This is a genomic window from Lacrimispora sp. YZC11, from assembly GCF_057543815.1.
In genome coordinates this window covers 178,981-193,940 of the sequence record NZ_BAAJYQ010000014.1, presented here as the reverse complement: position 1 = coordinate 193,940, position 14,960 = coordinate 178,981, and the positions used below count along the sequence as shown (strand labels likewise).

Here is a 14,960-nt window from a genome sequence, read left to right as displayed (position 1 = left end):
GGTTAGGATAATGATTCAATTTACTGAACAGGAAGTCCGGCACTTGAGAGAAAAATTCCAAAGGCAGCAGGGAGCTGTTGATCGTATCATGGAAGATGTGAAAGAAATCATGGCAGAGCCGGTTTTGGTTCCTAAGACAGGGATCGCCAACTGGGCCCTTTATTATTACTGCCCGGATTGTTCTGTGCAGCTTACTTTTGACAGGAACGATAAGTATCATCACAGCTGCCCCTCCTGTGGGCGGGTGTATTCCGGTGAGCCATATGACAGTACCTGGTGGGGGATTATTAACAGCAGAAATTACACGGCGGTATTTCAGATGGGACTGATCCATCTGATCACAGGGGAAACTGACTATGCCAGAAAAGCCGTGGATATCATGATGGAATATTCCGGATACTATAAGGACTATGAGGTCCACGGCAATATTCCTTATAATGGTCCCGGAAAGTCCGGTGCTCAAACTCTCGATGAGGCCAATTTCCTCAGAAACTTTGCCATGAGCTATGATCTGCTGTCTGATTTCATGACGGAAGAGGAAAAAGAGTTCATTGGAAAGGAAATGCTCATCCCAGGGGCGGAATTTCTCATGGAACACCGGCATAACCAGCTTCACAATCATGAAGTGATCATCAATTCCGCCATTGCGGTCATTGGCCTGATCTTTGGGATTAACCGGTACGTCCGGTTTGCCGTTTATGAACCTTATGGGATCCTGTATCAGCTGGAAAAGGGGATGCTATCCGATCACATGTGGTTTGAAGGAGCATTCGGATATCATTTTTACGCCCTTACCAGTTTCTTTGCCTACGAAAAGTTTGCCCTTCATACGCCTCACAGCCATATCAAACATCCCAATTACAAGGCCATGATGGAGCTTCTGGTGTCCTATGTGGAGCCGGGATTCCGTATTCCCATGCTCAATGACACGAATTACGGGCATACCTCTAAAAGCCTGCACTTATATGAATTTGCTTACCGGGAGTTGGGTGGGGAGAAGCTTCTTTTTATACTGAACCGGCTGTATGAAGAAGAAAAGAGAGACAATCCGGAAGCTTTTATTTATGGGGTTGACGAGCTGCCCCGGTGCAGCATGGAGCCTGGAAATTATCATGTGGAAGCAGGACAGTCGGGGAGCACGGTTTTAAGGGGAAAGGATGGAAGATATCTGCTGTTAAAGCATGACCGCTATGGCGGGGAGCATGATCATTATGATCGTCTTGGCATCAGTTATCTGGCCTATGGGAAGAGGATATCTCCTGATCTGGGTACTACCGGTTACGGTGCGGTTATGCACTATGATTTTTATAAGAATACGGGTTCCCACAATACAGTAAACATCGGCGGAGAAAATCAGGCGCCGGTCAATGCCAGGCTCACCCGTTATGAAGAACGGGATGGGGGCATATATGTGGAAGCGGAAGCGGATTGGACCCTGCCTTATGAAATGCCGGACAGCTTTACCATCGTCCAGTGGAAGGAAGAAGCTTACCGCCCTGTAAAGATGGTGAGAAAGATCGCATGGGAAGAGCATTATTTTGCGGAAGTATTCCGGATAGAGGGAGCAGGGAAGGATCTGCCCGTTGACTGGGTCATGCATTTTTCCGGAAACCGGATAGAACAGCCTGAGGGAATGGAAATAGAAATATTTTCTGACAGGAAGCCTTACAGCTATCTTCATCATATGAAAAAGGCCGTCCTGTCAGAAAATCAAGCCAGTGTGGTCCATGATTATGAGGATGGTGGAATCCACACACGGGTATTTACCTGGAGCCAGGGGAAGGAATTGTACGATGGGATGGGGCCGGATAATCCTTCTATATCCGATATCAATTACCAGATCGAACGTGGGTATGGTCCGGAGATTGTGTTTGCCCATGTGATCACCAGCAGCAACGGGCTCTGTCTGGTCAGGAACGTAACCTTTTCCGAAGATGGGGACTACATAGCCATTGAAGTGGAAGGAGAAGGGGAGGAAGGTAAATTTAGCAGGATCCACAAGATGTAAACGATAGGAATAGGGCGGCCCAAAGTCGGTAATCGGCTTTTGGGCCGCCCTATTCGGAGATTAAGCCACAGGTGTATACGAGAACACAAAAGCATGTAAATAAAATGGAACCTCATTTTTATCTTCCGCATATGTTAGGATATGGAAACATTTAAGGATAAATGGAGGCAAAAGGGATGTCAGAAAACGTTCGTTTAACAGATTTAAAAAGGGGCCAGAAAGCGGTGATTGCAAAGCTGGCCGCCTATGATGATATGAGAAGGCGCTTGCAGGATATCGGTCTTATTGAGGGCACCACTGTGGAATGTCTGGGTAAAAGCCCTTTAGGAGATCCTACGGCATTTTTAATACGCGGTGCGGTGATCGCCCTTAGAAGTGAGGATTCCGGTCGTGTTTTAATACAATCAAATGGAGAGGATAAGGCGAAACGCCGCTATGGTGAGGAAATGGTGGCTGCTAACCTTTCTCTGGAGGAAAAAGTATGGGATTAAGCAGGGAGTCAATGGGAATAAAGTCTGTGGACTGCGGTCTGGAAATCAAAAAGCGGAAGGAAGAGGATAAGGTCATTGCGCTTGCCGGAAATCCCAATGTAGGTAAGAGCACGGTGTTTAACCAGCTTACCGGGTTGAACCAGCATACGGGAAACTGGCCGGGAAAAACAGTAGCCAATGCCCAGGGCTGGTGTACGGATGGCCAGCAGGGATACGTTATGGTGGATATTCCGGGCTGCTATTCCCTGATGGCCCATTCCACGGAAGAAGAGGTAGCCAGGGACTTTATTTGCTTTGAAAACCCTGATGCAGTAGTGGTAGTCTGTGACGCCACATGTCTGGAGAGGAACTTAAATCTGGTACTGCAAATCATGGAGGCCACGGCCAGCGTGGTGTTATGTGTAAACCTTTTGGATGAGGCTAAAAAGAAGAAGATTTTCTTACACCTTGATATGCTGGAACAGCGCCTGGGTGTCCCGGTTGCCGGAACGGCCGCCAGGAGCAATAAGGGGCTGGATCAGATTTATACCGGCATAAAACGCTGCCTGGAACGAGAAGTGGAGGAGGTAGGGGAAAAACCTGCCCTTATCCAATATCCCCAATATATTGAAGATGCCATTGCCAGGCTCCTTCCCGTAGTGGAACCTAAGGTCAATGGAAAGACAGAGGCCCGCTGGCTGTGTGCCAGACTGTTGGATGCCAATGAGAACTTAATGGAAGCCGTAAAGAAATACCGAAAGCCTGTGGCTGAATCCGAGGAAGTGACTGCCAGCCTTTCTGAAATTTGGGAGGAGTGGAAGGCCGCCGGGATCAGCCAGGAGCAGGTAAGTGATGATATGGCTGCTGTTTTTATAAAAAAGGCGGAATTTTTATGTAACGGTGTAGTGGAATACGAAAACCAGACCTATGACAGGAAGGACCGGAAGCTGGATCAGCTTTTTACCAGTAAGGCTACGGGTTTTCCAATCATGTTCCTGGTTTTGCTTGGGATCTTCTGGATCACCATAACAGGAGCCAATTACCCGTCAGAGTTAATAAGCACTGAGTTGTTTAAAATAGAAGGGTGGCTGAGCAGACTGGCTGACACTGTTGGCGTGCCGTTCATTATATCAGATCTGCTGATTCATGGCGTGTACCGGGTTCTGGCCTGGGTGGTAGCGGTTATGCTGCCTCCTATGGCAATCTTTTTCCCGCTGTTTACTCTCTTGGAAGATTTTGGATACCTTCCCAGAGTGGCATTTAATTTAGACCGCTGCTTTAAAAAGTGTTCTGCCTGCGGTAAGCAGGCGCTGACCATGTGACAGAAGAAATCTATGCTTTTTTGTTGGTTTTACAATGATAGTCTTGACACTTTTTCTAAGAAATGATATAGTTACAGCTGTAAACTGTAACTAAAAATAGTACAGAATCTTTGTTAAAAAGATGCCAAAAGTAAGTAAAAAACGACACAAACTTATAAGGAGGTACAGTATTTGGGATTTTCTATTGACGTAAGTATTCCAGTTTTAACCGTGTTTCTTCAGGGGATTATCAGCTTCTTTTCTCCCTGTGTGCTACCCCTCATCCCGCTATACATAGGCTATCTGTCGGGAGGAACGGGAGTCCGTGGGGAGGACGGGCGGATTTACTATAAACGCAGCAAGGTCATGATTCACACCGTTTGCTTTGTGATTGGAGTCAGCTTTGCATTCTTCCTGCTGGGGCTGGGTTTTTCTGCTCTTGGAAGCTTTTTTAAATCAAACCAGCTTCTTTTTGCAAGAATGGGAGGAATCCTGGTAGTTTTATTCGGTTTGTACCAGCTGGGAGTCTTTGGAACCTCTTCAGTATTGGGAAGGGAACGCAGACTGCCGTTTTCCCTTAATACCCTGGCCATGTCTCCCTTAACCGCGTTAATCATGGGATTCACCTTCAGCTTTGCCTGGACGCCCTGTGTGGGACCGGCCCTTGCAAGTGTACTTCTTATGGCCGCCTCAGCTTCTACAAAGGCTATGGGTTTTGTCCTGATCGGTGTGTATACCCTGGGGTTTGTCCTTCCGTTTCTGGCAGTGGGATTCTTCACCACCACTGTGCTTGAATTTTTTAAGGCTCACGGCAATATTGCAAAGAATGGGGTAAAAGTCGGAGGAGTTCTCATGGTATTTATGGGAATTTTAATGTTCACCGGAAAAATGAATGCGGTGACAGGATACCTTTCCTCTATACCTTCTCCTGCGGTCACAGAATCAAGAGAGGTGCCGGAGCCGGAAACGTCTACAGAAGCGCAGGAAGAAGAATCCACATCTGAGCCGGAGAAAACCGGGGAGTCAGATGAAACGGATCAGCCTCTTCCGGCAGTTGATTTCACCTTGACCGACCAATACGGCAACACTCATTCTCTTTCTGATTATAAAGGAAAGACGATATTTTTAAATTTCTGGGCGACCTGGTGTCCTCCATGCAGAGCGGAGATGCCGGACATCCAGAAAATATATGAAACCGCCGATACAGAGGGGGATAATGCGCTGATTGTTCTGGGAGTGGCAGCCCCAAATTATGGAAGTGAAAAGGACGAAGAGGGAATTAAACAATTCCTGGATGAAAACGGATACACATATCCGGTTCTGATGGACACGAATGCGGATCTTTTTGACGCTTACGGAGTATTCTCTTATCCGACCACATTTATGATTGATAAGGATGGAAACGTATTTGGTTATGCAAGCGGCCAGCTTTCCGAAGATACGATGCGCAGCATCATTGAGCAGACCATGAAGGGGCAGCGGAAATAATCCTCCTTACCGTAAATAAAAAACAAAATGATTTAAGGCATTCCAAGGTAAAAAAAGACTTTGGAATGCCTTTTCTATTGGGAGGAATGATCAGGTAGAGCTTTTTTCCTGGACCTTGCGCAAATGGTCCCGGTTGTAAATGAGATGAAGAGTCATGGCATCCTGTGCGGCAATGGCATCATTATTCCGTATGGCATTTACAATTGCCATATGTGTTTTTATGGTTTCTTCTTTTAACTCGGAATGGGTAATGTCAATAAACATATCAATGGCATGCATGATAAGGGGCTCAAGCTGCGGTACGATAACATTTTCGCTGATTTCTGCGATCTTGGCATGGAAGAGGGCATCGGCTTCCGAATGGGGTTCCCCTGCATCGAAGCATTCCACTACCCGGTCTGCCAGGTGGAGAAGCTCCTCGGCCTGTGCCGGGGTGGCGTTTGAGGCAGCCAGGGCAGCTACCCTTGGCTCGATCATCATTCGGAATTCCAAAAGATCGGCTACCAGTTTTTCCTTATTTTCTATAAATGTGAAACCCAGGGGATCGTCAGCCACGCCTGTATTGTGGCAGACGTAAATTCCGGATCCCTGCTGAACCGTTAGAATATTGCGTGAAACAAGAGCCCGAACAGCTTCCCGCAGGGTGCTTCGCCCCACGCCCATAAGAGAGGAAAGTGTGGTTTCGTTGGGAAGCTGTGCGCCTTCTTTTAATTTATTATCAATAATGTATTTGATGATTCCTTCGGCTGTTGTATCGGCAAGAGATTTATGTGATGAGGTCATGGCGAATTCCTTTCTGCTGCAAAATAGTATTCTCTGATTATAAAGGTTATTTATTATTCCTTCAAGTGTAAATGAATCAGGAGAGCAATGAGCTCATTAAAATATTGGTCTGATGAATTTGCTGAAATCAATTTATACAATTAGGTAGTATGCGCGGAAATGTTAGTAAAATACAGGAAAAGAGGGGACTGATCATAAAGAACAGTTGACAATCATGTGATGAATTATTATAATTAAGATAAAAAATACAAGATAGACATGAAAGGAGCATTGTTATGGTTAGTCAGGAGATTCGGAAACTGGCTCCGGAAATAGACCCGCTTCGGATGGGTATGGGCTGGAAGGTAGAGGACCTTTCGAAAATGCAGATCATGGTGGAAAGCACCTTTGGAGACAGTCATCCGGGAAGCGCTCATCTGCTGGAGCTGGTGAACAGGACGGTAGATGGGGTAAGAGATAAAGGAGGAAAGGCGGCAAGATATTTTACAACGGATATCTGCGATGGAATGGCCCAGGGTCATGACGGTATTAACTATTCTCTGGTTTCCCGCGATACGATCTGCAATATGATTGAAATTCATGCGGGTGCAACTCCCTTTGACGGCGGAGTATATATTTCAAGCTGTGATAAGGCGGTGCCCGCTCATCTTATGGCAATCGGCCGGGTAAATATGCCTTCCATTCTGGTAACCGGGGGTGTTATGGATGCAGGGCCGGATCTTCTTACCCTGGAACAGATTGGAAAGTACAGTGCCATGTGCCAGAGAGGAGAGCTGGAGCCGGAAAAGCTGGAATACTATAAGCAGCATGCCTGTCCATCCTGCGGTGCCTGTTCTTTTATGGGAACGGCATCAACCATGCAGGTCATGGGAGAGGCCCTTGGCCTGATGCTTCCAGGATCAGCTCTTATGCCGGCAACCTGCCCGGATTTAAAGGCTGTGGCTGAAAGAGCCGGACATCAGATCATGGAGCTTGCGGCAAAGGGAATAAAGCCAAGAGATATTGTTACCATGGAATCCTTTGAAAATGCGATCATGGTGCATGCTGCCATTTCAGGTTCAACCAATTCCCTGATCCATCTTCCGGCTATTGCCCATGAATTTGGTTTGGAAATAGACTCTGAGATGTTTGACCGCCTGCACAGGGGTGCCCATTATCTTCTTGATATCCGGCCCGCCGGAAAGTGGCCGGCCCAGTACTTCTACTATGCAGGCGGAGTGCCGAGGATCATGGAAGAGATCAAATCAGTGCTACACCTGGATGCAATGACAGTGACTGGAAAGACCCTGGGTGAAAATCTCGATATGCTGAAGCAAAATGGTTTTTATGACAAATGCGATGAATATTGTGCAAACGCCGGGGTGAAAAGGGAAGAAATAATCCGGCCGTTTGATGATGCCATCGGAACAGATGGGGCAATTGCCATTTTAAAAGGAAATCTGGCGCCGGAAGGTGCAGTGATCAAGCATACCGCTTGTCCAAAGGAAATGTTTCATGCAGTGCTGAATGCACGCCCCTTTGACAGCGAGGAAGAGGCGATCGATGCGGTCCTGAAACATCGTGTAAAACCTGGAGATGCTGTATTCATCCGGTATGAAGGTCCAAAGGGAAGCGGAATGCCCGAAATGTTCTACACCTCTGAGGCGATCTCATCGGATAAGGAGCTTGGACGCACCATTGCTCTGATCACAGACGGACGTTTTTCCGGAGCTTCCACCGGTCCTTCCATCGGACATGTTTCACCGGAAGCGGCGGAAGGCGGACCGATTGCACTTGTGGAGGAAGGGGATTTGATTCAAATCGATATTCCTGACCGGATCCTTGCAATTGTAGGCGTAAATGGCCAGCGAAAGACAGAAGAAGAGATGGATAAGATACTTAAGGAGCGGCGGGAACAATGGCAGCCAAGGCCGTCAAAATACCAGTCGGGAGTATTGAAAATATTCAGTGAACGAGCAGTGTCGCCAATGAAGGGCGGATATATGGACTGATGAAATGAACAGGAAAAGGGTATGGCAGAGCGGCTGCCATGCCCTTTTTCCATTCATGAGTCTTTCCTTAGGGCTTAAACAGTGCCTGCATGTGCCGCGGTATATGGTACAAACCCATTTGAATAAGATTTCTCAGGAGGTGCATGAAATGGATTCATCAGTTCAGGTAACCTATGAGGAAAAAAAAGTGACCGTAAAGGTGGAACGGGTTTTCATTGGTGAAAAGACTGAAAAGGAGCTGGTTTTGGAATTATTGAGAAAACGCAGGGAGGCCGGGGAGTTTCGGCCATGACCGGGGCCAGGTATGATCGCTCCCGAACCTGGCTCAGGATGCTTTGCACCTATGTCCGGGATAGCGGCTTTGAAACTTACTGGAAGTATGTACCATATTTGTATCCGGATTATGAGTATTTTAGGAAAATTTATTGTAAATACAGGGGAAAGAATCCGTCAGGGTAAAATAAGAGATATAGGGATGGATCATGTAATTATTGATGCGGTAAAGCTGGCAGAGGATTAGCAGTGGATTTAGAATTTAAAGCTTTTGAAATAAAAACATGATGCAAAAGGGCCGGAATCCATAGTGATGATGGTCCTTTTGTTTTTAATGGGAATGCGGACGGTCCACTTCTGGATTTTCTTATAAAAACAACCGTGCAGCGTAAGAATTATTTTTATATAAAATTAAATGGTGCAAAATAGGAGGACAAGCAGTCAGATTTCGGATATATTAGAAATAGAAAAGGAGGCAAATCTTATGAAACATACAGCATATATTAAAACCGTCTTAGGGCCGATTGAAATATCCGAAGTGGATGGTTTTATTACGGAGTTGTTTTTTGTAAAAGATCCCTATGAAATCCCCGGAGAGCAGAAGACACCTTTGTTGGAGAAAGCAGAAAAGCAGATTAAGGAATATCTGGACGGGACGAGCAGGGGATTTGACTTGCCGCTTGCTGCAAAAGGGACAGAGTTTCAGAAGGCCGTATGGGAAACCCTGTGCAAAATTCCATATGGGGAAACACGAAGCTATAAACAGGTTGCAGAACTGATCGGGAGACCGGACGCATCCCGGGCTGTGGGTATGGCAAATAGCAAAAATCCCATACTGATTTTGATGCCCTGTCACCGGGTAGTGGGTTCGGATGGCAAATTGACAGGCTATGCGGCAGGCCTCGGAATCAAGGAGCAGCTACTGGAATTGGAAATGACATATGCCGGCCGTTGAGACGAAGTTCTTTGATTACAGCAAAGAGGAAGTAGAATACCTCTCCCATTCGGACCCGGTGCTCGGTGATGCGATGGCACGGCTCGGACGGGTGGAGCGGGAGGTAATTCCGGATCCGTTTGCAGCTCTGGTCAATGCGATTATAGGCCAGCTGATATCTGTTAGTTCTGCCAAAACCGTATGGAACCGCATGCAGGAAAATCTAGGAGATATAACCCCGGAAAATCTGTCAGCCGTTTCAGAGGATGATATTCAGCGCTGCGGCATGATCATGAAAAAGGCCGCTGCCATCTCTGAGCTGTCAAAGGATATTCTACAGGGCAAGGTATGTCTGGATGATTTAGGGAAACTGACGGACCAGGAGGTCATCCGGTACCTGACGACGATAAAAGGGGTTGGGCTTTGGACGGCCGAAATGCTTCTTATTAATTGCCTGGAACGCCCCAATGTGGTTAGCTGGGGTGACATCGCCATTCGCCGGGGAATGGAAAAACTGTATGGTCTTCCGAAGCTGACAAAGAACCAATTTGAAGTGTGCAAGAGCCGGTATTCTCCTTATGGCTCGGTAGCTTCCATTTATTTGTGGAAGATTTCTTTTTTATAGGGTAGGATAACCGTATGGAAACATGAAATTAAAAAGCTTAATATTTTAATCGATGCCTCTGGAGAATGAGTTACGGTTAACGGCATCAGAAATCTTAAGGTTAAACAAAAACAAAGGAAGAGAGAGCATACCATTGAGAAAGCAGGCTCCGGTTGAAAAAATACATGAATCTTACAGCAGGATTACAGTTGATTCCGTAATGATAGGGGATAATATTAAACAACAATTAATAGCACTAGCGGAGGAAGACTACCGAGTGTTCACCTCCGGTCTGCTCCCTGATACTGACAATGTATTAGGCGTCCGGCTTCCCATGCTGCGTAAAATAGCAAAGCAGCTTGTAAGGTCGGATTGGCAGGGATATCTGCAGACAGCGGGGGAAGATTCTTTTGAAGAGATCATGCTTCAGGGAATGGTGATCGGCTATGCGGCATGTCCGGCTGAAGAACGGTTATTCTATATGAAAGAGTTTGTTCCGAAAATCCACAACTGGTCAGTGTGCGACAGCTTTTGTGCCGGACTCAAATTCACCAGGAATAATTCAGAGCTGGTGTGGGATTTTCTCAAACCCTATTTTCAATCAGAACGGGCATTTGACCTCCGGTTCGCGGTTGTTATGCTTATCTTCTACTATATCCAGGAGGGAACGATCCGTGAAGTGCTGAATGTCCTGGATAGCGTGCGCCACGATGGTTATTATGTAAAGATGGCAGTAGCGTGGGCGATATCCATGTGTTATGTTCAGTTTCCGGAGCAAACCTTGTTTTATCTGAAAAATAATAGTCTGGATGATTTCACTTATAACAAAGCATTGCAGAAGATCACCGAGTCTTTAAAAGTAGATAAAGAAACAAAAAAGCAAATCCGGGTAATGAAACGGAAGTGATCCATACAAAAAATGAAAGGAGGTGTGTCACCATGCTGACAGAGGAGGAAAAATGGAAGGCAGCGCTGGAATGCGATGTGTCTTATGACGGCAGATTTTATTACGGAGTAAAAACTACAGGAATTTTCTGCCGTCCTTCCTGTAAATCAAAAAGCCCTAAACGTGAAAATGTTGAATTCTTTGATACGGCGGAGCAGGCACGTGAAAGCGGACTTCGCCCCTGTAAGCGCTGCCGGCCTGATTTGCTGGAGTTCCACCCGCAGAAAGAGAACGCGGAAAAAATCAAAGCAGTTTATGATCTTTATTTTTCAGACCATGATCACTTAAGGGAGGAATTGAAAAAGCTCGGTCTCAGCAGAAACAGAATCATTCAGGTGTTTCAGAATCAATATGAAAAGACCCCTACGGAGTATTTAAACGGCTTACGTGTAGCCAGCGCAAGAAAGCTTTTAACCAATACACCGGATAATATTTTACAGATTGCTTTACAGAGTGGTTTTGAGAGCCTTTCAGTTTTTTACACACAGTTTAAGCGGATAACTGGAGTTTCCCCCAATGAATACCGGGAAAGCTTCTCAGGAACGAAGGCTGATTAAAATAAAGCCGCACGGAAATAGGAGGACCCGGTTGCCTTCCCATAGTATATGGTACAAACCTGCTGGAATAAGATTTCCCAGGAGGTGTAAGAGATGGATCTATTCGCTCAGGGAACCTATGAGGAAAAAAACGTTATTGCAAAGGCAGAGTGTTTTTGTACAGGAGAAAAAGACGTAAGAGAGCTGATTCCGGAATTGGAGAAAATGCGGTATGAGACAGAAGAGCTTCCGTCATGACCGCGTCAAAGTGGGGCAATCCGGAGGCCTGCTACAGCGCTGCTCTTTACATGCGCCTGTCAAAAGACGACGATGGCACTGGAGAAAGCTCAAGCATCAGCACCCAGCGGAAAATGCTTCGTTCCTATGCCATAGAAAATGACTTTGAAATATACGGGGAGTATGTGGATGACGGCTACAGTGGAACCAATTTTGACCGCCCGGCATGGAATCGCCTGTTGAAAGATATAGAAGCAAAGAAGGTAAATCTGGTTATCACCAAGGATCTGTCCCGTCTTGGACGGGATTATATCATGACAGGACAGCTTACCGAAATTTATTTTCCTTCCAGAGGAATCCGATACATAGCGGTCAACGACGGGTATGATTCCGATAGCCCGTGGAGCGATATCGCACCCTTTAAGAACATTGTAAATGAGATGTATGCCAGAGATACTTCAAAAAAGATCCGCAGTGCATTCAAGACCAAAATAGAAGAAGGAGCATTTATCGGGAATTTCGCTCCATATGGCTACCAGAAGGACCCGGAAGATAAAAACCACTTACTCGTGGATCCCGTGGCAGCTGCCATTGTCCGTGAGATATTTGAGCAGGCAGAACAGGGAGCGGCCCCGTCCCGGATCGCTGGGATTTTAAATGAGAGAAAGGTGCTGACTCCGGCCATGTACCGCTGCGCCGGGCGTCCTTATTTGAATCCGGACACCTATTCTGCGCGGAAGGAATGGACATCAGGCACAGTATGCAAGCTGCTAAGCAATTCCGTATATTTAGGCCACATCGTCCAGGGAAAGACCGTGAAGGTTTCCTTTAAAAGCAGTGTGACTCTTCGAAAGCCAAGGAAAGAGTGGGTGGTGGTTGAGGATAAGCATGAGCCCATTATTTCCCGGGAGACTTTTGAACGGGTAAGAAGTAGGAGCGTTTCCCGTAAAAATACGGCGGAAACCGGTTTTGCCAATATTTTTTCCGGACTTGCCAGGTGTGGGGACTGCGGCAGAAATATGTCGTCCACAGGAGCCGGAGGAAAGACGGGGTCCCGCAAGCTGGTATGCGGACGGTATAAGCTGTACGGAAAGAGGGAGTGTACGAATCACTATATGGATTACGAACTTCTTTATAAGGTGGTGCTTCAGGAAATCCGCAGTCTGCTTACCTTTACGGAGGGGGAAAAGGAAGAACTGGAAGAAGCCCTTAAGGTACCCTTTTGCCCGAAAGAAATACCGGGTAAAGAAAAAACGGTGGATGCACTTAAAAAAAGGGGAAAAGAGCTTGAAAGCATCATTAAAAAGCTCTATGAAGACCGGGTAAACGGAAGGATCGGTGAGGATCGGTTTTATAAAATGCTGGATTCCTGTGAAAAGGAGGAAAAAAAAATTGAAGAAAGCCTGGCCCTGTTGGAACGGAACTCTTCCTTGGCGCAGGAAGGAGAGTCTGATTTTTCCGGTCTGTTTTCCAGCTTGTTAGAGGAAATAAGCCAGGAAAAAGAGATTTCTACCGATTTGCTGGGGAAATTTATAGACAAAATCGAGGTTTTCCAGAGCAGAGAAGGATTCCAAACGATCCGGATCTATTACAAGGTGCTGGCTCCTACAGAAGAAGGGAATGGTCTGGCATAAATTTCCGCTGTCATGTGCATGGGGTTTGGATGCAATGCAGCAGGAATCATTGGCTGCCGGATCATTGATTCACCAAGAGAACGGCTGATTGCCATGATTACCAATAATTTTGTGCCGTGCAACGGACGCTTCCCCACCATGATCGCCATTATTACCATGTTCTTTGTGGGAGGAGCTTCTGGCGCGTTTTCTTCCGTATTATCGGCGGCTATCCTGTCAGGCGTAATCATCCTTGGGATTTTTATGACGCTTCTCATATCAAAGCTGTTATCAGCCACCATATTAAAGGGGGTCCCCTCCTCCTTTACCTTGGAGCTGCCGCCTTACCGGAGGCCTCAGATCGGCAAAGTCATTGTGCGTTCCATATTTGACCGCACCTTGTTTGTATTAGGCCGCGCTATTTCTGTAGCGGCTCCGGCTGGTATGGTCATCTGGCTTTTAGCCAATATATCGGTTGGAAATGCGACCCTGCTGGCCCACTGCTCCGGTTTTCTGGATCCGTTTGCCAGGCTCATAGGTTTAGACGGAGTCATCCTTCTGGCATTTATCCTGGGGTTTCCGGCTAATGAAATTGTGGTACCCATCATTATCATGGCGTATATGGCGGAAGGCAGCATCCGGGATATCAGCGATTTATCCGTCTTAAAAGAGCTTTTGGTAGCAAATGGCTGGACCTGGATCACTGCGGTCAGCACCATGCTGTTTTCTTTAATGCACTGGCCCTGCTCCACCACCTGCCTTACCATCAGGAAAGAGACACAGAGCATAAAATGGACGGCTGTTTCCTGGCTGGTACCCACTGTAACCGGATTTGTCGTATGCTTTTTATTCACCACCGTTGCAAGGGTTTTCCTCTGATGTTTAAATTTCCCTGTGATTGTCTACAATAGGAGTAGAATACCGAATGGGAAAGGAGGGTGAAGCGTGAGCAGGATCTACCACGTTTACGCCCTGTCAGACCGGTTGAAAGCCAGAAAAATCGAGGGCGAGATTGCCAAGGTTGACGGGGTGAAAGATATCAGAATCTCGGAAGACTTACAAGAAATGAATATTGAAATGGACACAGGAAAAATATCCGCTGTCATGGAGCGGGTGGTAAACATCTGCAGCCGGATATCCTACGGATGTGAAGTGCATTATAAGTTTATTTAAACCGGACATTGAAAAAGGCGGCCAATGGGGCCGCCCTTTTCATCTGAAACGTTTCTCTGATATTCCTTTACGCCCGGTAAAAAGGGACGGGCTCTGCCCCAAAAGCATGGGCAGATAAGCAGCAGGCATCAGTGTGCATTTTTTGCATACTCGCCTATTTTTTTGTCCATGTTGGATATATGTTTTGTAAGCCAATCCACTACCATTTGGTTGGCGTTTAAAATCACCAGCAGATTTCCGCCGGAAGATTTATATTCGCTGCGTAATTTATCCAGTTGTGCAATGAAAGCGGTATGAGCCTGCTTTTGTTCCGCATAACCGGGATAGTGAATGCTCATCATATATTTTTCTTCATCTGCAAAATGTTTTTTTGTGTAATCATCCAAAAAATCAAGAAGCTCTCCAACGTATTCCTTTGCGCGGTTGTTTTTCCCCGCCTCAAACAGCATTTCTGCTTTCTTAAACCACATTTTATGCTGATCGTCAATCATTGATATCCCTACAGATAAGTTCTGTGTCCACGGCATAGCAATTCCTCCTAAGTTTTTAAAATATTTATACATCTTCTTCCATTTTATAATAAATTTTCCAAAAGTTCAACTA

Annotated in this window: 16 protein-coding genes and 1 pseudogene; 15 read left to right on the top strand and 2 right to left on the bottom strand. The window is 46.3% G+C overall.

Going from position 1 to position 14,960, the window contains the following annotated elements:
* Positions 1-10: 10 nt before the first annotated feature.
* From AC27IJ_RS14725 to AC27IJ_RS14710, 4 genes are all read left to right on the top strand, one after another.
* The gene (locus AC27IJ_RS14725) at positions 11-2,008 is read left to right on the top strand and encodes a heparinase II/III domain-containing protein (protein WP_487149524.1); all 1,998 of its coding nucleotides are present in this window, start codon (positions 11-13) and stop codon (positions 2,006-2,008) included.
* Positions 2,009-2,184: 176 nt separating this feature from the next.
* Positions 2,185-2,499 (top strand): FeoA family protein, encoded by a 315-nt coding sequence (locus AC27IJ_RS14720; RefSeq protein ID WP_312445075.1) that lies wholly within the window; start codon positions 2,185-2,187, stop codon positions 2,497-2,499.
* Entirely contained in the window at positions 2,490-3,800 is a 1,311-nt protein-coding gene (locus tag AC27IJ_RS14715; protein ID WP_487149522.1) for a FeoB small GTPase domain-containing protein, read from the top strand. Before AC27IJ_RS14720 ends, AC27IJ_RS14715 begins: the two co-directional genes overlap by 10 nt.
* Before the next feature lie 171 nt (positions 3,801-3,971).
* Positions 3,972-5,267, top strand: coding sequence for a redoxin family protein (locus tag AC27IJ_RS14710; RefSeq protein ID WP_487149520.1), 1,296 nt, complete (start codon positions 3,972-3,974; stop codon positions 5,265-5,267).
* Between the two features lie 90 nt (positions 5,268-5,357).
* Here AC27IJ_RS14710 and AC27IJ_RS14705 read toward each other — a convergent pair whose 3' ends face one another.
* Positions 5,358-6,050 carry a FadR/GntR family transcriptional regulator gene (locus AC27IJ_RS14705; protein ID WP_312502261.1) on the bottom strand — a complete coding sequence of 231 codons (693 nt, stop codon included), beginning with the start codon at positions 6,048-6,050 and terminating at the stop codon, positions 5,358-5,360.
* A 275-nt stretch (positions 6,051-6,325) separates the two neighbouring features.
* Between AC27IJ_RS14705 and ilvD the strand changes: the two genes are divergently transcribed.
* The 11 genes and pseudogenes from ilvD (at position 6,326) to AC27IJ_RS14650 (ending at position 14,357) form a co-directional block, all read left to right on the top strand.
* A complete protein-coding gene (gene ilvD / locus AC27IJ_RS14700; protein WP_312445083.1) occupies positions 6,326-8,041 on the top strand; it encodes a dihydroxy-acid dehydratase in 1,716 nt (571 codons plus the stop codon).
* A 148-nt stretch (positions 8,042-8,189) separates the two neighbouring features.
* On the top strand, positions 8,190-8,333 hold the full coding sequence (locus tag AC27IJ_RS14695; RefSeq protein ID WP_312445084.1) for a hypothetical protein: 144 nt from the start codon (positions 8,190-8,192) through the stop codon (positions 8,331-8,333).
* A gap of 51 nt (positions 8,334-8,384) precedes the next feature.
* Positions 8,385-8,561 (top strand): hypothetical protein, encoded by a 177-nt coding sequence (locus AC27IJ_RS14690; protein WP_313260793.1) that lies wholly within the window; start codon positions 8,385-8,387, stop codon positions 8,559-8,561.
* A 237-nt stretch (positions 8,562-8,798) separates the two neighbouring features.
* A complete protein-coding gene (locus tag AC27IJ_RS14685; protein ID WP_312445086.1) occupies positions 8,799-9,269 on the top strand; it encodes a methylated-DNA--[protein]-cysteine S-methyltransferase in 471 nt (156 codons plus the stop codon).
* Positions 9,256-9,873 carry a DNA-3-methyladenine glycosylase family protein gene (locus tag AC27IJ_RS14680; protein ID WP_312445087.1) on the top strand — a complete coding sequence of 206 codons (618 nt, stop codon included), beginning with the start codon at positions 9,256-9,258 and terminating at the stop codon, positions 9,871-9,873. The genes AC27IJ_RS14685 and AC27IJ_RS14680 overlap by 14 nt, the downstream gene beginning before the upstream one ends.
* Positions 9,874-10,006: 133 nt before the next feature.
* Entirely contained in the window at positions 10,007-10,759 is a 753-nt protein-coding gene (locus tag AC27IJ_RS14675) for a DNA alkylation repair protein (protein WP_331655719.1), read from the top strand.
* A gap of 32 nt (positions 10,760-10,791) precedes the next feature.
* On the top strand, positions 10,792-11,355 hold the full coding sequence (locus AC27IJ_RS14670) for a bifunctional transcriptional activator/DNA repair enzyme AdaA (protein WP_312445088.1): 564 nt from the start codon (positions 10,792-10,794) through the stop codon (positions 11,353-11,355).
* Positions 11,356-11,448: 93 nt separating this feature from the next.
* The gene (locus tag AC27IJ_RS14665; protein WP_312445089.1) at positions 11,449-11,592 is read left to right on the top strand and encodes a hypothetical protein; all 144 of its coding nucleotides are present in this window, start codon (positions 11,449-11,451) and stop codon (positions 11,590-11,592) included.
* Complete coding sequence (locus tag AC27IJ_RS14660; RefSeq protein WP_487149515.1) at positions 11,589-13,205, top strand: recombinase family protein; 1,617 nt, start codon at positions 11,589-11,591, stop codon at positions 13,203-13,205. The genes AC27IJ_RS14665 and AC27IJ_RS14660 overlap by 4 nt, the downstream gene beginning before the upstream one ends.
* Before the next feature lie 12 nt (positions 13,206-13,217).
* Positions 13,218-14,063, top strand: a pseudogene (locus AC27IJ_RS14655) (nucleoside recognition domain-containing protein); the annotation flags it as partial.
* Between the two features lie 66 nt (positions 14,064-14,129).
* Positions 14,130-14,357 carry a hypothetical protein gene (locus AC27IJ_RS14650; RefSeq protein ID WP_312445091.1) on the top strand — a complete coding sequence of 76 codons (228 nt, stop codon included), beginning with the start codon at positions 14,130-14,132 and terminating at the stop codon, positions 14,355-14,357.
* A 128-nt stretch (positions 14,358-14,485) separates the two neighbouring features.
* On the opposite strand, the gene AC27IJ_RS14645 is transcribed toward AC27IJ_RS14650, so the two are convergent.
* Positions 14,486-14,884: a bacteriohemerythrin gene (locus AC27IJ_RS14645; protein ID WP_312445092.1), complete on the bottom strand. Its 399-nt coding sequence runs from the start codon at positions 14,882-14,884 to the stop codon at positions 14,486-14,488.
* Positions 14,885-14,960: the final 76 nt, after the last annotated feature.